The 19,296-nt window shown below is 62.2% G+C and carries 21 protein-coding genes; 3 read left to right on the top strand and 18 right to left on the bottom strand.

The genetic code is table 11. From position 1 onward, the window contains the following. Window positions 1-38 precede the first annotated feature (38 nt). The 15 genes from D6877_RS19025 to D6877_RS18955 are packed head-to-tail and all read right to left on the bottom strand — an operon-like array spanning window position 39 to window position 13,930. Window positions 39-764 carry a class I SAM-dependent methyltransferase gene (locus tag D6877_RS19025; protein WP_130911767.1) on the bottom strand — a complete coding sequence of 242 codons (726 nt, stop codon included), beginning with the start codon at window positions 762-764 and terminating at the stop codon, window positions 39-41. After that, window positions 761-2,008 carry an NAD(P)/FAD-dependent oxidoreductase gene (locus tag D6877_RS19020; RefSeq protein WP_130911766.1) on the bottom strand — a complete coding sequence of 416 codons (1,248 nt, stop codon included), beginning with the start codon at window positions 2,006-2,008 and terminating at the stop codon, window positions 761-763. Before D6877_RS19020 ends, D6877_RS19025 begins: the two co-directional genes overlap by 4 nt. Further along, entirely contained in the window at window positions 1,995-3,158 is a 1,164-nt protein-coding gene (locus D6877_RS19015) for a sodium:proton antiporter (protein WP_130911765.1), read from the bottom strand. The genes D6877_RS19020 and D6877_RS19015 overlap by 14 nt, the downstream gene beginning before the upstream one ends. Beyond that, on the bottom strand, window positions 3,155-5,485 hold the full coding sequence (locus D6877_RS19010) for an MMPL family transporter (protein ID WP_130911764.1): 2,331 nt from the start codon (window positions 5,483-5,485) through the stop codon (window positions 3,155-3,157). Before D6877_RS19010 ends, D6877_RS19015 begins: the two co-directional genes overlap by 4 nt. Continuing rightward, a complete protein-coding gene (locus D6877_RS19005) occupies window positions 5,469-6,071 on the bottom strand; it encodes an outer membrane lipoprotein carrier protein LolA (RefSeq protein WP_130911763.1) in 603 nt (200 codons plus the stop codon). Before D6877_RS19005 ends, D6877_RS19010 begins: the two co-directional genes overlap by 17 nt. Continuing rightward, window positions 6,068-6,493, bottom strand: a complete 426-nt coding sequence (locus D6877_RS19000) for an acyl-CoA thioesterase (RefSeq protein ID WP_130911762.1) — start codon at window positions 6,491-6,493, stop codon at window positions 6,068-6,070. Before D6877_RS19000 ends, D6877_RS19005 begins: the two co-directional genes overlap by 4 nt. Next, a complete protein-coding gene (locus tag D6877_RS18995) occupies window positions 6,486-8,030 on the bottom strand; it encodes an aromatic amino acid ammonia-lyase (RefSeq protein ID WP_095181015.1) in 1,545 nt (514 codons plus the stop codon). The genes D6877_RS19000 and D6877_RS18995 overlap by 8 nt, the downstream gene beginning before the upstream one ends. After that, on the bottom strand, window positions 8,011-8,958 hold the full coding sequence (locus D6877_RS18990) for a glycosyl transferase (protein WP_130911761.1): 948 nt from the start codon (window positions 8,956-8,958) through the stop codon (window positions 8,011-8,013). The genes D6877_RS18995 and D6877_RS18990 overlap by 20 nt, the downstream gene beginning before the upstream one ends. After that, window positions 8,955-9,689 (bottom strand): glycosyltransferase family 2 protein, encoded by a 735-nt coding sequence (locus D6877_RS18985; RefSeq protein WP_130911760.1) that lies wholly within the window; start codon window positions 9,687-9,689, stop codon window positions 8,955-8,957. Before D6877_RS18985 ends, D6877_RS18990 begins: the two co-directional genes overlap by 4 nt. Continuing rightward, window positions 9,682-11,361: an acyl-CoA synthetase family protein gene (locus D6877_RS18980; RefSeq protein ID WP_130911759.1), complete on the bottom strand. Its 1,680-nt coding sequence runs from the start codon at window positions 11,359-11,361 to the stop codon at window positions 9,682-9,684. The genes D6877_RS18985 and D6877_RS18980 overlap by 8 nt, the downstream gene beginning before the upstream one ends. Next, window positions 11,358-11,903, bottom strand: coding sequence for a hypothetical protein (locus D6877_RS18975; RefSeq protein ID WP_130911758.1), 546 nt, complete (start codon window positions 11,901-11,903; stop codon window positions 11,358-11,360). The genes D6877_RS18980 and D6877_RS18975 overlap by 4 nt, the downstream gene beginning before the upstream one ends. Further along, window positions 11,900-12,154 carry an acyl carrier protein gene (locus tag D6877_RS18970; protein ID WP_016772026.1) on the bottom strand — a complete coding sequence of 85 codons (255 nt, stop codon included), beginning with the start codon at window positions 12,152-12,154 and terminating at the stop codon, window positions 11,900-11,902. Before D6877_RS18970 ends, D6877_RS18975 begins: the two co-directional genes overlap by 4 nt. 9 nt (window positions 12,155-12,163) lie before the next feature. Beyond that, window positions 12,164-12,439 (bottom strand): phosphopantetheine-binding protein, encoded by a 276-nt coding sequence (locus tag D6877_RS18965; RefSeq protein ID WP_130911757.1) that lies wholly within the window; start codon window positions 12,437-12,439, stop codon window positions 12,164-12,166. Continuing rightward, window positions 12,417-13,229, bottom strand: a complete 813-nt coding sequence (locus D6877_RS18960) for a lysophospholipid acyltransferase family protein (protein ID WP_130911756.1) — start codon at window positions 13,227-13,229, stop codon at window positions 12,417-12,419. Before D6877_RS18960 ends, D6877_RS18965 begins: the two co-directional genes overlap by 23 nt. Further along, a complete protein-coding gene (locus D6877_RS18955) occupies window positions 13,205-13,930 on the bottom strand; it encodes a beta-ketoacyl synthase chain length factor (protein WP_130911755.1) in 726 nt (241 codons plus the stop codon). The genes D6877_RS18960 and D6877_RS18955 overlap by 25 nt, the downstream gene beginning before the upstream one ends. A 356-nt stretch (window positions 13,931-14,286) precedes the next feature. On the opposite strand from D6877_RS18955, the gene D6877_RS18950 reads away from it, so the two are divergent. Next, window positions 14,287-15,057, top strand: a complete 771-nt coding sequence (locus tag D6877_RS18950; protein WP_024011296.1) for a ParA family protein — start codon at window positions 14,287-14,289, stop codon at window positions 15,055-15,057. A 130-nt stretch (window positions 15,058-15,187) separates the two neighbouring features. On the opposite strand, the gene trxC is transcribed toward D6877_RS18950, so the two are convergent. Then, window positions 15,188-15,622 (bottom strand): thioredoxin TrxC, encoded by a 435-nt coding sequence (gene trxC, locus D6877_RS18940; RefSeq protein ID WP_130911754.1) that lies wholly within the window; start codon window positions 15,620-15,622, stop codon window positions 15,188-15,190. Between the two features lie 236 nt (window positions 15,623-15,858). Between trxC and D6877_RS18935 the strand changes: the two genes are divergently transcribed. Together D6877_RS18935 and D6877_RS18930 are read left to right on the top strand one after the other, a co-directional pair. Beyond that, complete coding sequence (locus D6877_RS18935; RefSeq protein ID WP_008077592.1) at window positions 15,859-16,128, top strand: hypothetical protein; 270 nt, start codon at window positions 15,859-15,861, stop codon at window positions 16,126-16,128. Beyond that, window positions 16,128-16,490, top strand: coding sequence for a type II toxin-antitoxin system PemK/MazF family toxin (locus D6877_RS18930; RefSeq protein ID WP_041477600.1), 363 nt, complete (start codon window positions 16,128-16,130; stop codon window positions 16,488-16,490). The genes D6877_RS18935 and D6877_RS18930 overlap by 1 nt, the downstream gene beginning before the upstream one ends. Before the next feature lie 5 nt (window positions 16,491-16,495). Here D6877_RS18930 and selO read toward each other — a convergent pair whose 3' ends face one another. Then, window positions 16,496-17,959 (bottom strand): protein adenylyltransferase SelO, encoded by a 1,464-nt coding sequence (gene selO / locus D6877_RS18925; RefSeq protein WP_130911753.1) that lies wholly within the window; start codon window positions 17,957-17,959, stop codon window positions 16,496-16,498. A gap of 48 nt (window positions 17,960-18,007) precedes the next feature. Beyond that, the coding region (locus D6877_RS18920) for a mechanosensitive ion channel domain-containing protein (protein WP_130911752.1) at window positions 18,008-19,296 on the bottom strand (1,289 nt) is incomplete at its 5' end.

Genomic DNA, 19,296 nt, shown 5'->3' with positions numbered 1-19,296 from the left:
CCCACAGGGTTTCAGGTGTTCAGATCGATAGCCGTACATCAGACAGATTCCTGCAATGGCTTGCGCGCGACGACATTCACCAGCGTTTCTTCACGCTCACCGAATGGCTTGGGTTTGCTCAACCCCAGCCGCTCCAGCAATCCAAAATCCTTCGACCGGCTCCACCACAGATACGGATAGGAGACATTGCGCTCGGCAAACTCGAAACCCTGCTCGCGGATCATCTGCAGATAGCCGGCGGCGCTCTTCTGTACGTGCATCGGATGGCGGAACAGCCAGCGAATCACCCAGGTATCAATGTAAGCCTCGGTGGACTCGGCGAACAGCAGATAGCCGCCCGGCTTGAGCACCCGATAGAACTCGGCCAAGGCCTTTTCCTGCTCGACCAAGTGGTGGAAGGTCTGGTGACAGAACAGCAGGTCGACGCTGGCATCGGCGACGTTGAGCGTGGCGCAATCGCTGCCGATCAACTCGACTGGCATGCCCAGGCGCGTGGCCTCTTCGGCGCTGAGTTGCAGGCTGTGCGGGTCGGCGTCGACGCCGATCAGGCGCTGCGGGGCGAAGGTCTGGCGCAGGTGGCCGAAGGACTTGCCCTGACCGCAACCGGCGTCCAGCAGCACCGGGTGTTCCGGCAGCGCTTCACTGAATAATCCACGCAAATCGTTGATCGCCACGCGCAGCACATGGTGCTGCCAGGTGTGGCTGCGCAGGAACCAGAGACCGAAGCGGGTTTCCTCGACGTAACTGTCGCTCAGGTAATTCATGGGGTGTCCTGCGCGCAGAGTTGGGAAATCATCTTCAGCCGGCGCCGCGCTTCGCTAACGAACGGGTTGCGCTCGTCCCAGGCATAACCGGCGAGGATCGAGCAGATCATCCGGCGAATCTCCGCCTGGCTGTCCTCGTAGAAAATCACGTCCTGGAAGGTGCCGGCGTACCAGCCTTCGACGTAGCAGCGGAAGGTATCGACGCCGCGTTTCAACGGCTCGGCAAATTCGCTTTGCCAGTCCACCGTTTCACCCTGCAACTGACGGTGCAGCACACCAGCGGCCATGCTCGCCGAACGCATGGCGATGGTCACGCCGGAGGAGAACACCGGGTCGAGGAATTCTGCGGCGTTGCCCAGAAGCGCGAAGCCCGGGCCATGCAGGGTTTTCACGTTGGCCGCGTAACCGCCGAGGGAGCGCGCCGGGGTGTCCCAGACCGCGTTGTTCAGAACCCCGGCGAGGCTTGGCGTCTCGGCGATAAAACTGCGCAGGCAGGCATCCAGGTCGCTGTCGCGGCCCCGGAAATGTTCCTCAGCTGCGACCACGCCCACCGAGCACCGGCCGTTGCTGAACGGGATGGTCCAGAACCATACATCGCGATGCTCGGGATGGGTGGTGACAAGGATCTTTTCGCGGTCGAACGCCGGATTGTCGATGTGATCTTCAACGTGGGTGAACACCGCCTGGCGCACCGGGAAATTCGAAGGTGCTTCGAGGTCGAGCAAGCGCGACAGCACGCGGCCGTAGCCGCTGGCGTCCAGGACGAAATCGGCTTCGACGCGGTACTCGCTGCCGTCTTCGCGACGCACATCAAGGAATGGTTTCGCGTGATCGAAATCGACGCTGACGATCGCATCGCCATAGCGGATTTCCGCGCCTTGCAGTGCCGCTTGATCGGCCAGCAACTTGTCGAAATCGGCGCGCTGCACCTGGAACGTGGTCGGCTTGCCGGCGGTGAAAGTGTCGCCAAAATCGAAAGCGCTGTAGCGCTCGCCCCAGGCAAACGCCGCGCCGGTCTTGCGCTGGAAACCGGCGGCGTTGACGGCGTCGAGCATGCCGGCTTCTTCGACGAAATCCAGGCAGTGGCTGAGCAGGCTTTCGCCAATGGAGAAGCGTGGGAAGTGCTGGCGCTCGAGCACCAGCACATCGTGGCCCTTGCACTTGAGCAGGGCTGCGGCGATTGCGCCGGACGGGCCGGCACCGATGATCACGACCTGACGGGATTCCATTTCAACGATTGGCACGTGAGCTCCGGGGCAAGGGACTGTTCAGATTCAGGGGCGCGCGATGCAGGCCGATCAGGGCCGGCAGCAGCGTCGCGATCAGGCCCATCAGCATCAGCGCGAAATACAGCGCCGGGGTGATGAGCTGTTGTTGCAATAGCAGATTGAGAAAGACGATTTCGCTCAGGCCGCGAATGTTCAGCAGCACGCTTTCGCGCCAGCGGCTGGCGCCAGCGAACGAGGCGCCCGCCCAACCGAGGCCGAGCCAGTTGCCCAGCAGTTTACTGACAATCGGCAACAGCAGCAGCGCCGCCCACTGCCCGGCGTCTAGGCTGGCGAGGGCGCTGTGCACGTCGATCTGGACGATGCCGAAGGTGAGGATCAGCGGGATCGCGATCCACGTCTGCAAGCGGCTCATCCAGCGTGCCGGCAATGGCAGCACCAACGGCACTTTCAGCAGCGCCATGCACAGCAGATAGCCGATGCCGAAAATCAGCGCGTTGAGTTTGTAATGCTCGGCCATGACCAGCAGGGCGAAGAAGCCGAGGCTGTAGGTCAGCGGGCGACGCACGCGCAGCAGGTGCAAAAGCAGTGGCACGCCGGCCATGGCCACAGGCAGCAACAGGCTGCTCAAGTGCAGACTGCCCTGGGCGAGGCCGAACAGCGTCCAGCAGGTCAGATCGATCAGGATCGCGGTCTGCACCAGCCGCCGCGTGGCAGTGGGCGGGTAATCAATGTGACGCAGATACAGGTACAACACCGGGATCGCCGTAATCGCGAAGACCAGTCCGATGGCGAGTGCATTGAGCCACGGCTGCGCTGGCAGCAACCAGTACGCAACCGCCAGCCCGCAAGCGAACGGCACAGCGAAACTCGGCACAGCGATTTTTACGCTCTGGCGATCCAGACGCAGATCGATGACATCGCTGAGAATGTGCCCGAGCAGCAAGGCGAAACTCAGGCTGTAGAGGTTTTTCAGCCAGTCCGGAGCTATCAGTTGTGCGCCGCTGAGCTGCCAGCCCGGTTCGATCCAGAAGTACATCAGCAACGGCAAACCGAAGCTCGCCAGCAGCAACTGACTGACGATCGGAATCAGGCCGAAGTGACGGCCGACCCGGGTCGCCAGGGCAAACAGCGCCATAGTTAGCAACCAGAAGCCGAAGACCATCATGTCGCTGGCTCCGCAACCGGTTCATGGCGCCCGGCCCACGGTGCGAGCATGAAGCTGAACGCCAGGCCGAGGCTTACCGACAGGCCGAAATTGCTCACCGCCGGCGTACTGGAGACCGCCAGCAGGCCGAACGATAGCCACGTGGTGACGGCGGCGAGCAAGGTGCCGAGCAGACTGACCGCCGCGCCGCCCACCTGTTCGCGCATGAGGATTGCGTAATCGACGCTGATCGCCGTCACCAGCAACAGGCCGAACACGCTGAACAAGGTCAGTGGCTGACCGAGCCAGCCAAGGCTGGCCAGACTGCACAGCGCCGCCAGCAGTGGCAGGGCGACGATGCGCAGTGCGCCAGTCAGGCCGAACGGCAGCATCAGCACCAGCACGATCAACACGCAGGAGGCCAGTTTCAGTTCGGCGGCGCTGATTTGCGTGGCGGCAAACACCTTGTTCAGGTCACCGAGGCGATCGACCAGCACCACCCCCGGCAAATCGAGCGCCTGCACGCGCAACAACGACGGATTGTTCAAGCCCTGCAAACTGGTCATCGCTGCGACGCCGTCTTCAGTCGGTCCAAGCCACAGTGTCCGATACGGCTCACCGAGCGGGCCGGCCAGCGCGGCGTCGATTTCTTCGGCGGGCAGGGTCTGCAACTGCTGCAATTCATTTTGCAACGCAGCCACCGGCACGCCGAGATCGAGCAGCGGTTGCCAGAACGACGGCAGCTTGTTCAGTGATTCGCGCACTTGCTGTTGCTGGCTCGGCGCGCTGACCAGTTGATCGAGGGCGAGAAAGCCTTGCAGCTTGTCGAGGTTGACCAGTTGCTGCAGGCGTTCGCTCAGCGCTGCCTGGCGCTCGAGCAATTGCTCCTGATTGGCCGCACGGATCAGGAAGAATTGGCTGGTCGGTTGATACCCGGTGATGCGCGCGATGGTCTGCGCTTCGTCGGTCAGATGCTGCGGCGCGCCGACCCATTGGCGGATGTCGTTCTTGCTCTGCAACTGCATCAGGCCGCCGACGCAGAAGGCGATCAGCAGGGCCAGCAGCACGGGCGTGCGAATGCAATCGAGCAGCGCTTCGCGCAGATGAATCAAGCGTTCGGCCAGGCGCAGCGGCCATTGCGCCGGGCGCAGTTGAACATTTTTCAGCAGCGCCGGCAGCAGGCAGACCGCCGACAGATAGGCACCGAGCAAGCCGGCAGCGGAGAACACGGCGATCTGCGTCAATGCCGGGAACGGCGTCCACGCCAGCGCCAGATAGCCGATGACGCTGGTGATCAGGCTCAGGGTCAAGCCTGGCAAGGTCAGGCGCAGGGCCGGCCAGCTGCGCCAGGGCTTGAGACTCCAGCTCTTGGACAGATAGTGCAGTGGGTAATCGACGGCAACGCCGATCAGACTCGAGCCGAGCACCAGCGTCATCACATGCATGTGACCGAACAGCGCCACGCAGGCCACCGCGCCGAACAGCATGCCGACCAGCACCGGGACGAACGCCAGCAACACGCCCCAACGGCGAAACGCCAACAGCAGCAACAGCAGAATGCCGACCGTCGCGCCACCGCCGACCCAGGTCATTTCGCGGGTGGCTTGTTGCTGGCCGTTGGCGGCGTAGAGCAGGCCACTGGCGGCGAGCAACTGCACGTCGCTTTGCGCCGCTTGTTCGCGGCTGTGCTTGAGCAGCTCTGCCACTTGCAACGGCAGGTTCATGTCGAAGGCGTTGCCGGTGGTGCGCGCACGCAGCATCACCCAGCTCTTGCCGTCGGCATCGGCGACCAGTGCGCCGCTGCCGATGTCCAGTTGCACCGCGCCGTGTTTCGGTTGGCTGTTCTGGATGCGTCCGGTCAGGCCCAGCCAATCGTCCTGGCTCGGCACCAGGGTAAAGCCGTTGAACGGATCGAACAGCGCCTGCACCCGCTGCTGAATGAAAACCTCGGGATGTTCGCTGAGTAGCTGCCGATCATCCGCCGAGAGCATCGCCAAACGCCCTTGCAGCAATTGCTTGCGCAGCGCCGGCAAGTCGGCTTGCAGATTCCATTGCACGGTTTCGAACAGACCGCTGGCCTGCCATTGTTCGCCCAGTTGCCGGGCCATGTTCAGTGCTTGCTGGCGATCGGCGTGACCGACCAGCACCAGCATTTCGCGATTGAGCGGTTCTTGCATGCGCTGTTCGGCGCGCACTTCCAGCGCGTCTGGACTGGTCCCGGGTACCAGCTCCATGAGATTGGCCGACAGCGGCGCACCGTCGCGCCACTGCCAGGCAGCCAGCGCGACGACGGCCAGCAGCAGGCTCAGAAACAGCCAGGGCAGCCTGCGTTCACTCGGCAAAGTCATGTTGCTCCGCTTCGCTCAGGGGTTGCTCGGCCGTGCTGTCCTGCATGCGCAGCAGGGTGCTGTCGCCCTGGGTTTCCAGCAGCTCGATGGTTTGCACAAGGGCGCCGCCATCGATATTGATCTGCTTGAACACTTGCTTGAGCAGCATCGAACGCGGCGTCAGGGTCAGTTGCCACTGCTGCGCCGTGCCGCTCAGGGCCAGTTCGAAATCCCGCTGCAAACCGCTGCTGTCACCTTGCAGCACGGCGAGGAACAAACGGTTCTGCTCGGCGCCGGCGCTCTTGTTCGGCAGCAGTTGCCAGCCGTTGCTGTCACGGCGGGCGATGCCTTTGGTGGTGATGCGGTAATCCTGTTGCAGCGGAGTTTTCAACAGCCACAGCAGGCCGTGATTTTTGGCGAGGACGAAGCTGCCCTTGCTGATCAGTGGCTGCGGCAGGGCGCGCAGGTGTTTTTCCTGAGTGAACTGGCCGTGGATAACATCCGGTTTCGCCAGTTGTTCACTGAGTTGTTGCAGGTCGAAGGCATTGGCCCATGACGACACGGCCAGCAGCGCCAACGCGCCAAGGCTTTTGAACAACACATTCATCGCAGCATCCTTTCCACGGCATCGGTGAAGACTTTTGGTGAGGCCAGTTGCATCTCGCGGCTGCTGACTTCCACAGCGACTTGCACAGAGCTTGCGCGGGTCAGGCGTTCGCCGGTCTGCAGGTCGGTGATCAGGTAATTGATCTTCAGACGGTTTTCCCACTCGATCAGGCTGGCGCGCACGTTCAGCCGTTGGCCGAACACTGCGCTGCGCACGTAGCGCAGTTGCAGGTCGATGATCGGCCAGGCGTAACCCGACTCGACCATGTGCGTGTAGTTGTGGCCGATCTTGTCCAGCAGCGCGCAGCGCGCCACTTCGAGGTATTTGACGTAATGGCCGTGCCAGACCACGTGCATGGTGTCGACGTCGAAAAACGGCACGAGAATTTCGGTATCGGCGTGAAGCACTCCGGCACTACGCATGCAGCCTCCAGTGTTGCGCGGCGATGCGTTGCAGGCACAGGCGCAATTCGCCTTCCAGCGCGCGGTCTTCGATGACCGGCGGGAAGTCTTTGCCGAGTTCTTCGTGCATCGCTGCCAGTGCCGGCGGCAGCGGGCGCGCATCGGCGGCTTGAGCGCGCAGCCACACGCCCTGATTGGCGGCGAGCAGGGTGGCGGCGGCGACCTGTTCGGTCAGCTCCAGCACGCGAATCGCATCACGGGCGGCGATGGTGCCCATGCTCACCTTGTCCTGGTTGTGGCATTCGGTGGAGCGCGAGAACACGCTGGCCGGCATGGTGTTTTTCAGCGCTTCGGCGGTCCAGGCGCTGGTGCCGATCTGCACGGCTTTGAAGCCGTGGTTGATCATCGCCCGATCGGCGGGGGCGCCGGAGAGGTTGCTCGGCAAGCCGTGGTTGTAGCGCTCGTCGACCAGCAACGCCAGTTGCCGATCGAGTAGATCGGCGACGTTGGCCACGAGGTTTTTCAGGCTGTCCATGGCGAACGCAATGTGGCCACCGTAGAAGTGCCCACCATGCAGAACACGCTCGGCTTCGGCGTCGATGATCGGGTTGTCGTTGGCGCTGTTCAGCTCGGTTTCGATGAAGCCGCGCAGCCAGTTCAGGCTGTCGGCCAACACGCCGAGCACATGCGGCGCGCAACGCAGCGAATAACGATCCTGCAGACGATGCAGTGGCGCGGTCGGCGCGTCGATTGCCAGATCCTTGCGCAGCCACGCGGCGACCTGCATCTGTCCCGGATGCGGCTTGGCGGCGAACAGACGTTCGTCGAAGTGCTCCGGATTGCCTTGCAGCGCGACAACGTTGAGCGCGGTGATGCGCGTGGCCAGTTGCAGCAGATAATCGGCGCGAGCGAAGGCGAGGCAGGCGAGGCCGGTCATCACCGCTGTGCCGTTCATCAGCGCCAGCGCCTCTTTCGGGCGCAGCACCAGCGGCGTCCAGCCGAGCTCGCGATGCACGTCGGCAGCCTGACGACGTTCGCCACGGAACAGCACCTCGCGCTCGCCGGACAGGGTTGCGGCGACATAGGACAACGGCGTCAGATCGCCGCTGGCACCCACCGAACCTTCTTCGGGAATCAACGGCAGGATGTCGTATTCGAGAAACGCATGCAGACGCTCGAGCAGTTCGACGCGCACCCCGGAGACGCCGTGACACAGCGACTGCAAACGCGCCGCCAGCACCGCGCGGGTTGCCTGCGCGTCGAGCAGTTTGCCCAGGCCGCAGCCATGAAAAGTGTAGAGATGACGCGGCAGCGCCTCGACGTGATGCAGCGGCACCGCGACCACGCAGGAATCGCCATAACCAGTGGTGACGCCGTAGATCACGCCTTCCTTGTCCAGCAGCGAATCGAGAAACCGCGCGCCCTTGGCGATGCGCTCGCGATAGTCGGCGTCAGCCTGCAACTGCACGGGCGCCTGACGGTTGGCCAGGGCCAGCACGTCTTCGATGCGCAAAGGGCGTTCGCCGAAGGTTACCGGCTCATGGGTTGGCGTCGTCATCGGTCTTCCAGAATGGGTAAAAGTTGAACCATTGCTGCGGGGCTTCGAGGCAATAGTGACTCAGGCGCTGCGCGTAGCGGGTGGCCCACTGATGAATGACCTGCTCGCGCTCGCGGCGCGTCCACACCACCGCGTCGGCGAACGGTTCGAGGGTCAGGCGATAGTGGCCGTCGGGTTGCTTGAGGCACATCAGCAGATTGACCGGGCACTTGAGCAGGCCGGCCAGCAACCACGGGCCTTGCGGAAATGGCGCCGGATGGCCGAGAAAATCCACCGTCACGCTGCGCCCGCCGTGCAGTGGCACGCGGTCACCGGCAATCGCCAGCCACTCGCCGCGTTCCAGCCGTTCGTGCAGTTGCAGCATGATCACCGGGTCGAGTTCGCTGACCTGGATCAGGCGCAGATTGGTCGCCCCGGCCTCGCCAAGCAAGCGGTTGAATTGCTCGGCATGCTTGGTGTGCACCAACACATTCATGGTGACCTTTTCGCCGATCTCCGCCAGCGCCCGGCACACTTCAAGATTGCCCAGATGCGCGCCGACCAGCAGTTGCCCGCGACTGCCGCGCAACTGCTTGCGCAGCAGCGCCGGGTCGATGATTTCGATCTGCTCGATGCTCAGCTTGCCATTCCACACGTCGAGCTTGTCGAGCAGCGAATCGGCAAAGGTCATGAACTGGCCGAACACTCGCCAGTGGCTCGGGCGCAGATCGTCGCGCCGGTTCCACTCGGCCAGCCGCTGCTGGTACTGCCAGGCACTGCGCCGGGCGATCCGGCCGAAGAGGAAAAAATACAGCACGATGCCGTACAGCAACGGACTGAGCAGGCGGCGGCCGAGGACTTTGGCGGCGAACGCGGTAAATTTCATCAGCAGGAAGCTGCCGCGCTCTTCGCGGTCGGCCCAGTGCTTCTTGTCAGCTTCTTCGCTCATGGCTTCCACCGTCGCCAGATGATCAGCGGCCAACGCAGCAACATGCCGAAGAACAGCCGCGTGTGCATGCTGGAAATCAGCGCGTTGTCGTGGAACAGGCGAAAGTGCGATACACCGTCCAACGGGTAATGCACGCTGGTCTGCAGCCAGCGCATCGGCTGATTGCGCCAGGCCAGACGGACGAGAATGTCCGAGTCGAAATCCATGCGCTTGCCGACCTTGGCCGAATCAATCACCGCCAGAGTCGGCGCCAGCGGATAGACACGGAAGCCGCACATCGAATCGCGAATCTGCAACGACAGGGTGTTGATCCACACCATCACGTGGGTCAGGTAGCGCGCGTACAAACGTCCTTTCGGCACGCTCTCGTCAAACAGCGGATAGCCGCAGATCATCGCCTCGGGATGGGCGCGGGATTCGCCGACGAAGCGCGCGACGTCGTGCAAATCGTGCTGACCGTCGGCATCGACCTGCAAGGCATGGCTGTAGCCCAGACGCGAGGCTTCACGCAGACCGGTCATCACCGCGCCGCCCTTGCCCTGATTGGCCGTCAGGCGCACCAGAAAAACCCTGTCGCGCTCGGCCAGAGTGTCGAGCACCCGTGCGCAGGACGGCTCGCTGGCATCGTCCACCAGAATGCACGGCAGACCTTGTGCAAGCAGGGCATCGACCACGGTGGTGATCGCGGTTTCGTGGTTGTACACCGGGATTACGGCGCAGGGGTTATGCATGGGCAGGCCCCAGTAGAATGCGTCCGCTGGAACACGTCGCCGTGTCATTGCGATAAGCGAAATACAACTTGCCGCGCTCGGCATCGAAACGCAGATGCAGCTGGATTTCATCACCCGGGCGCACCAGTTGCTGGAATTTCAGCACTTCCATTCCGGCAAACGCGCCGTCCAGCTTCAGCAACTGCCGACCCAGATTCAGCGCCCATTCCACCTGCACCACACCGGGCAACACCGGTGCCTTGGGAAAGTGTCCGCTGAAGTAGGCCAGATCCGGCGGCACGCTGAGTTGCAGGCTCCACTCGCCGTCGCTTTCGCTTTGCTCCAGCACTTCGGGGGCTTTCGGCCGTGCGGCCAGCAGCAGCGCTTCGACGTCGGCTTGCGCCAGTTTGCCCTGGCTGTTCAACGGCATTTGCCGCAGCAGGCGCCACCGTCGGGGCAGGGCGAGGGCTTCGCAATGTTGGCTCAGATGTTTGCGCAGGGTTTCGGTCAGGCCACGGCGGCCGTGCTCGCGCAGGGCGAACAGGCCCGATTCGCTGAGCACCAGCAGCGCACCGAGCGAAGCGCGGTTTTCCTGGACCACACCGAGGCGCGCCTCGGCGACCCAGTCATGGGCTGCCAAGGCCTGCTCGAGCATCGGCAGCGAGATGCGTTTTTCTTCCAGTTTGACGATGCGGTCCAGTCGCCCCAACAGTTCAAAACGACCATCGGCGGCGATGCGCGCGGCGTCAGCGCTGTGTTCGACATGGCCGGCAGGCAGGTAAGGCGAGGCGATCAGCAGGGCGCCGTCGCTGTCCTGGCTCAGTTCGACGCCAGCAAACGGCTGCCACAACGACTCGCCTTGACGCCAGGCAATGCCGCCGGTTTCCGAGCTGCCGAGGATTTCTGTCGGCCATTGTTGCAAGCGCTGGTGCAGGCTTTGCGCCGCTTCCGACGGCAACGCGCCCCCGGAGGAAAACACCCGGCGCACCGCGCTCAGGGCTTGCCAGTCGAGGTTGTCGCCCATGCGCTTGAGCAGCGCCGGGCTGGCGACCCAGGCGAAGGCGGGGTATTCGCGGCTGGCGCGCTGCAAGTCTTCGGAGAACGCCAGTTGCCGGCGCACGAACGGGCGCCCGGCGCACAAGGGCCACAACACGCGAAACAGCAGGCCATAGATGTGTTGCGTGGCGACACTGCCGATGATGCAGGCTTCACCGAGGTCAGCGCCCCATAACTGTTCCAGCGCTTCGACCTCGTTGGCCAATTGGCGCAGGGTCTTGTCGATGCGCTTGGGTTCGCCGCTGGAGCCGGAGGTGCACAGGCTCAGTCGGGATTGATCGAGATCCAGCTCTGCGCCGGGCAGGCCGGGCTGAGTGAAGTCGTTCAACCGGGCGTCGCCGGGTTGATCGGTCAGCCATAGATCGACTTGCTGCGACCAGCGCTGACGCGTCTGCGCTTGCAGATCCGCCGGCAGCAACACGCTGACGCCGGCACGCCAGGCACCGAGCAGGGCGATGGCGAGGTCGGCGGCATCTTCCAGATGCACGGCCAGCCTTTTCACGCCTCGGCTTTGCAGACCCGCGGCGACGCTCAAGGCCTGCGCTCGCAGTTGCGTGTGATCGAGTGCCGGCGCCTGGCAGATCGCCCGTGCCGGCAGTGCCTTGAGCAACAGCTGCTCAAGTTTTATCCAATTCATGTACGGCCTCTTACCCGTTGTCGTATCAGCCATTCAATGGCAAACATCAGGCCGATCAATCCGTAGGAGATCAGGCCGGTGTACAACATCCACCAATCCAGCGGCGCCCACAGGGTGAGGAGGGCGGCGCACAAACCGTTGCAGAAGAAAAACACGCTCCAGGCCAGCGTGACCTTGCGTGTGTAGCGAATGGCGACGTCCGGCAGCTCCGGCTCACGCAAGCGCGCCAGACGCTCGACCATCGGCGGGCCGTATTTCAGGCTGGCGCCGAACAGCACCAGCATGAACGCGCTGATCAGCACCGGGTACCAGCGCAGCAGCTGCGGGCTGTCGAACACCGCCAGCAGCAGGCAGAACACCATCGCCACGCAGGCCATCCACAGGCTGCCGGGCTTGCGCTCGCCGGTCAGGGCGCGCGCCAGCCACAGGCTGCCCAGCAGCAGTGCAAATTGCCACGGGGCGAAATGCTCCATGCCGAAATACACCGCAAAGGGGTACAGCAGACCGGCCAGCAGCAGGCCCAGGCCGATCAGTCGGCTCATGCGGCCGGTTGAACCAGACGGAACACCGCCTCGACCACGTCACCGACGGTGCGCACCGATTTGAACTCTTCGGCGGCGATTTTCTTGCCGGTCTGGCGTTTGATGTGATCGATCAGGTCGACCGCATCGATGCTGTCGATTTCCAGATCCTGATACAGATTGGCGTCCATGCTTACACGAGCCGGATCCAGTTCGAACAGCTCGACCAGGGCATCGCGCAGGGTGTTGAAGATATCGTCACGAGTTTGCATGGTCCGTTCTCAAGCTGCCTGTTTTGCCGTGACGAATGCCGCAAGGCTGGCCACGTTGGTGAAATGGTTGCGGGTGTCTTTGGCATCGGCGTCGATCTTGATGCCGTATTTTTTCTGGATCGCCAGACCCAGTTCCAGCGCGTCCACAGAGTCCAGGCCGAGGCCTTCGCCGAACAATGTCTGCTCGTCGCCGATGTCCTCGGGGCTGATGTCTTCGAGACCCAAGGCGTCGATGATCAGCAGTTTGATGTCACGCACCAGGCTAGGGCTGTTCAGTTCGCTCATCTGCGGCGAGCTCCTTAATGAAATAGTCATGCAAATAATCGTTGAGCTTGCGCGAGGCCTGCGGTGCGGGGCCTTGCGCGGCGAAGGTCTGTGGGTCTATATCGGCCCCCACGCGAAAACTGAAGTGCACGCGGCGATGGGGGATGCGATACCACGGCTCGGCTTTGGTCAGGGTGGTCGGGCTGACCTTGATGATCACCGGCGTAACGATTTTCGCACCGCGCAGGGCAATCGCCGCCGCCCCCCGATGAAAGGCCGGCGCCTGCCCCGGCTGGGTGCGCGTGCCCTCGGGGAAGATGATCAGGGTCTGGCCGTCCTGCAACGACTGCGCGGCGGCGTCGAGCATGTCCATGCTGCCGTCGTTGCTGATGTATTCGGTGCGGCGCAGCGGGCCACGGGTAAACGGGTTTTCCCAGAGGGTTTTCTTCACCACGCAATTGGCGTGGCGCACCAGACCGATGAGAAACACCACATCGATCAGCGACGGGTGATTGGCGATGATCATCTGCCCCGGCCGGCCGAGGCGTTCGGCGCCCTCGATGTCGTAGGTGAGCACGCCGGTGCGGGCCATGAAGCGCACGAAAAACCAGAACAGTCGGCTGACCGTACGCCGCGCGCGCAGGCGATGGACCAGCGCGTCACCGGGCAGGCAGCCGAGCAGCGGAAATACCAGCAGGCGCAGACACAGCCCGCCGAGCCCGAACAAGGCGAAGCTCGCAGCAGTGGCCAGCAGGCGCCAGTAGTAGGCGTCGCGGTGTTTGGCGGTCACGGGTTGCGATGCCAGGTCCATACACGATTTTTCCACGCATGTTGGCAGTCAGGTTGCTGGCCCAGCAGGGTTCGCAGCAGGTTGAGCGCGTGCGGCCAGTGCGCCTTGGACCGGGTTTCGGTGCTGCTGTTCAGGGTCAGCCGCCAGTCGGTACCGGGCGTGAGCAATAAACCCAGCGCGTAAGGGAACGGCACGTCGTCGACCCACTGCGAATAGGCCTCGGGCGGTTGTTCTTCGGTGATCACCAGCAACACCGCTGGGGCGCCTTCTTCGAGCAGTGCGGCTGCTTCGAGCATGCCATGTTCAAGGCCATCGCCAGCCGCAGCGAGGGCGGTCATTTCGCTGGTTTCACCGCGCATGATCGACCACAGGCCGATGATCGCGTTGTGCACCGAGAGGCTGAACTGGGTCGGCGACAAGGGCTGTTCGGTGGCCAGGTCGCGGAGGATTTCAAACGTGCGCGGGGTTTCCCCGTGCCGCGAGACGAACACCAGCGGCAGACTTTCCCGTCCGTCGGCCAGTGGCCAGCCAACGCTGAAGGCCATCCGCGCCAGGCGGCTGAGGCGACGGCGTTGCATGGCCGGCAGAAACGACACATCGGGCGCGGCATCACTGCTCTGCAGCACGACCGGTTGTCGGCTCCAGGCCTGCCAGGCGTCCACGCTGTCGAGCCCCGGGGCCCACGCGCGCCATTGGGCGATGTTGAAGTTGATCACGGACATTCATCCCGCCCCTGCGGGCTTTCGTTGACGCGTTGAGTCGCCAGCGCCGCAGCAGGCTTGGCTTGGCGCAGGGCGCCGGGTGGCGCGCATTATCCCGGTGCGACGGGTGTGTAGCAAATGTTGGTTACATTTTGCCCAACAAAATGTACCGAGCGGTTCGCTGCATGGCTATCACTTGGCCATTATCCAGATTTGACGCGGCGTGTCTGTCAGGTGTCTCTGGGATGGCTGGCGGTTTTTTCCATGTCTGGGCGTCGATTTTTACACCTGACGACGTAGTCCATGTCCGTGAAGGTAGCGAAGCGCGGCCACCGCCAACTACACTCGGTCATTCTTTGATACACGGAGGTTTGGTCATGCGGCGCGTGGTGTTCAATCAGAAAGGTGGCGTGGGCAAGTCCAGCATCGCCTGCAATCTGGCGGCGGTCAGCGCCAGCGAGGGTTATCGCACGTTGTTGGTCGACCTCGATGCCCAGGCCAATTCCACCCAGTACCTGACCGGGCTCACCGGCGACGACATTCCTATGGGCATCGCCGATTTCTTCAAACAGACCCTGTCGTCCGGGCCGTTCTCGAAAAAGAATCAGGCGGACATCTACGAAACCCCGTTCGACAACCTGCACATCATTACCGCCACTGCCGAACTGGCCGACCTGCAGCCCAAGCTCGAGGCTAAACACAAGATCAACAAGCTGCGCAAGTTGTTGGACGAATTGTCCGAGGACTACGACCGGATTTATCTGGATACCCCGCCGGCACTGAACTTCTACGCGGTGTCGGCGCTGATTGCGGCGGATCGCGTGCTGATTCCCTTCGACTGCGACAGCTTCTCGCGTCAGGCCCTGTACGGGCTGATTGCCGAGATCGAAGAGTTGAAGGACGACCATAACGAAGGCCTGGAAGTGGAAGGCATCGTGGTCAATCAGTTTCAGGCCCGGGCCAGCCTGCCGCAGCAGATGCTCGATGAGTTGATCGCCGAAGGCTTGCCGGTGTTGCCGGTGTACCTGAGCAGTTCGGTGCGCATGCGCGAGTCGCACCAGGCCAGCATGCCGCTGATCCATCTCGATCCACGGCACAAGCTGACGCAGCAGTTTGTGGAACTGCACAACCTGCTGGAAGACCACTGATACCCCGACTCACACGCAAATCCTGTGGGAGCGAGCCTGCTCGCGAAGAGGCCGGCACATTCACCATCGGCGCTGAATGATCGACCGCCTTCGCGAGCAGGCTCGCTCCCACAGGGTGGTCTGTGTTGGGTCAGATGCCTTGGCTACGCAACCACGCCATCAACTGCGGCAATGGAAATGCACCGCTTTGCCGCGCCACTTCCCTGCCGTTTTTAAACAGAATCAGACTCGGAATCGAGCGAATCCCCAACTGCGCCGACAACTGCTGATTCGCTTCGCTGTCGAGCTTGGCCAGCCGACACTTGCCCGCCAGCTGCGCCGCAGCCTGTTCGAACACCGGCGCAAACGACTTGCACGGCCCGCACCAGTCCGCCCACACATCCACCAGTAACGGCAGATCGCCCTTGATCTGACTGGCGTAATCGCCTTGCTTGAGTTCGAAAGGCTTGCTCAGCAGTACCGCAGATTTGCAGCGTCCGCACTTGGGTTGATCGGCGAGACGCTCGGCTGGAATGCGGTTGACGCCGTTGCAGGAGGGGCAGGGGATGAGGAGTGGGGTGGTCATGATTGGTTCTCTGATAGGCAGTCTATAGAACTGATTTGGAGTCGATCTGCCAACTTATCAATGTCGCAACTGCTCACATTTTTCTCAAAACCGTTCCGGGATCGATGGCTAGTCTGAAGACCAATTCGGCGTTTTACGCTTGTCGTGAGGAGATCGCTTTGTCTGTATCTGCGTGCTACTTTTGTTGCACTAATCCAGGAATCGATGATTCCTATGCATCAAATCGGAGCGACATAATGTCCGTAACTTCCAAGATACGCCGCCAAGGCGGCGCTGCCGTCATTACGATTCCGCCCACGCTTTTAAAGTTGTTGCATCTGGAGGTTGGCGCACAGCTAGAGCTGAATGTGGTCGATGGCGAACTGATTGCTCGTCCAGCCGTAGCCGCTACGCGTAAGCGTTATAGTTTGTCAGAGCTACTCGAAGGCGCAGAAGAATTGCAGAAACTTAACGCCCAGACTAGCGAGACTCTTGAAGGTGATTCTGTCGGCCGGGAGCTGGGTTGATGGTGCGCCGACAGCCCCCTCAGCGGGGTGACGTTTACTGGATTGATCCAAACCCAGTGGCGGGGCGGGAGATGATGAACAGACATCGCTTTGTGGTGATTACGCCCAGAGAGATCAACGCATTGGGCGTGAGCATGACGGTGCCTGTTACTAGCGGTGGGAATTTCAGCCGGAATATGGGTTTGGCGGTCGCCATTACTGGCCACGAAACTAATGGTGTAGCGGTGTGTAATCAGGTTCGCAGTTTTGACATAGAACAACGGGTACGAGACGGCACGGCCAAATTCATCGAGCGACTGGATGATGTGACAATGTCTGACATCGTCGACCGTGTAATCAGTGCAATCGACCCGCTAAGCTGAAGCGCCTACGAAGAACAACTGATCTCCAAATGCTTTCCCCACTCCGGTGGCCGCTCGGCGTAACCCTCCATCCCCGGCTGCTCCTCAAACGGTTTGCTCAGCACCGCATGCAGCCGGCGCACTTCGGAATAATCGCCTTGCTCGGCCGCATCGATAGCTTTTTGCGCAAGGTAATTGCGCAGGATGTACAGCGGATTGACTGCATGCATTCGTGCGCGGCGTTGTGCCTGATCGGCGCTGCCGTCGCGGGCCACCCGGGCGATGTAGCGTTCGCCCCAGGCATCGAAACCCTTGATATCGACGAAGTCATCGCGCAGGCGAGCGATGGCCTGTTCGGCTGACTTTTCACCGAGGCGGCGGAAGAACAGCGTGTAGTCGACGCCGCTGTTCTGCATCAGTTGCAGCAGGTTTTCCAGCAGTTGCTGATCGTCGTCCTCGGCGGTGGTGAAGCCGAAGCGGCGGCGCATCAGGTCGAGGTAGTGCGCCTGGAACAGCGGCAGGTACAAGCCAAGGGTTTCGCGCAGGGCCTCGACGCTGATGAACGGCGTCAGTGCCTGGGCGAGCGCGCTGAGGTTCCACTGCCCCACCGGCACCTGATTGCTGAACGAGTAGCGGCCCTGATCGTCGGAGTGGTTGCAGATGAAATGCGCGTCGAAGTCATCGAGGAAGGCGAACGGGCCGAAGTCGAAGGTGATGCCGAGGATCGACATGTTGTCGGTGTTCATCACGCCGTGGCAGAAGCCATAAGCCTGCCACTTGGCGATCAGCTCGGCGTTGCGCTCGACGATCTCGCGGAACATCGCCAGATACGGTTCCGGTTGTTCCAGGCATTCGGGAAAGTGCATCGCCAGCACATGCTCACCAAGTTGCTTCTGCTGCTCGGGGCGCTTGGTGTAGTAGAAATATTCGAAGTGGCCGAAGCGGATATGGCTCGGTGCCAGACGCAGCACCATTGCCGCGCGTTCCTGTTTTTCCCGCCAGACCGGCGTATCGGAGCCGATCACGCAGGCGGCGCGCGAAGATGGAATGTTCAGCGCAAACAACGCCTCGGAGGCGAGAAATTCGCGAATCGATGAGCGCAGCACCGCGCGACCATCGCCCATGCGCGAAAAGGGCGTTTGCCCGGCGCCCTTGAGGTGCAGGTCCCAGTGCTCACCAGCGTTGTTGTCCACCTCGCCCAGCAGCAGACCGCGACCGTCACCCAGTTGCGGGGTGTAGCCGCCGAACTGATGCCCGGAATACACCATCGCCCGTGGTTCGGCGTCGGCCCACAGCTTGTGGCCACCGAACAGTTGCGCGAATTCTTCGGTTTCAGCGCTGGCCGGATCAAGATCCAACAGAGCCAGGGCGGCCGGACTGGCGACCACCAGGCGCGGATTGTCGATCGGCTCGGGCAGCACGTGCGCGGAGAACGCGTCGCCCAGGCGGGCGAAGCGATTGTCGAAAGTCAGTTCGTCGAGGGCTTTCACGGGCCGGCTCCAGCAGAATGTCCGAGCATTCTGCTGGGACCATGTCGGTTAGTCGAGTTTGCTCGTTGGCGGTTCCGGCAACGGTTTCTGCCCGTCGACGATCGGCACGATGGTTTTGTTCTCCGGTTCCACAGGCACCATCTTGTATTCTTGGCCATGCAGGTTCTTCAGATAGACCTCCATCTGCCGGAACGAGATGTTGATGTGCTGCTTCTTGAACTCGCGGTTGATGAAGCGGTTGACCTCATCCAGCACCGGGTTGCGGTCACCGAGGTCGCGCACATGCATGCGCAGTTCGTGGTCGAGGGTGCTTTCGCCGAAGTTGAGGAAGTACACGTGCGGCTCCGGTTCCTTGAGCACGCGCGGGTTTTCCCGAGCCGCTTTGAGCAGCAGTTCCTTGACCAGATCCAGATCCGAGCCGTAATCGACGCCCAGTTTCAACGTGACGCGGGTGATGGTGTCGGTCAGCGACCAGTTGATCAGTTGCCCGGTGATGAACGTCTTGTTCGGGACAATGATGTCCTTGCGGTCAAAATCCGTGATGGTCGTGGCGCGGATGCGGATCTTGCTCACCGTGCCCGAGAGGTTGCCGATGGTGATGGTGTCACCGATCCGCACCGGGCGTTCGAAGAGGATCATGATGCCGGAGATGAAGTTGGCGAAGATCTCCTGCATACCGAAACCGAGGCCCACCGACAGCGCCGCCACCAGCCACTGTAACTTGTCCCAGCTGACGCCGAGGGTCGACAGGGTGGTGACGAAACCTACGCCGGCAATCACGTAGGACAGCAGCGTGGTTGTCGCATAAGCGCTGCCCTGGGCCAGGTTGAGCTTGGACAGTACGAACACTTCGAGCAGACCGGGCAAGTTGCGCGCCAGCGCGAAGGTGATGCCGATGATGATCAGCGCGCCGAGCATGTCGCCGATGCTGATCGGCACCATGCTCATGTTGGCGCCGGTGCCGCTGGTGTATTCGTAGAGGGTGATGTTGTCCAGATACGAGAACACCGAAATCAGGTCCGACCAGACCCAGTACAGCGCCGCGATGAAACCGCCGAGCAGGGCCAGGCGGATCAGGCGCAGGGACTGTTCGTTGACCTTTTCGATGTCCAGGGTCGGCTCTTCGATCACCGCTTCGCCGTCGCCGGCCTCTTTTGCCGCCTGCCGTTTGGCCAGCGCGCGCTGGTAAGCCAGACGCCGCGCGGCAACGCTCAGACCACGCACGAAGGTGGCCTCGATCACCAGCCAGAACATCAGCAGGTACAGGGTATTGATCAAGCGGTCGCTGAGTTTCAGCGCGGTGTAGTAGTAGCCGAAGCACACCGCGACAAACAGGG

Origin of the sequence: Pseudomonas sp. Sample_9, from assembly GCF_004307535.1 — a bacterium.
GTDB classification, from domain to species: Bacteria; Pseudomonadota; Gammaproteobacteria; order Pseudomonadales; family Pseudomonadaceae; genus Aquipseudomonas; species Aquipseudomonas mercuritolerans.
This window is presented reverse-complemented; position numbering and strand designations above follow the sequence as displayed.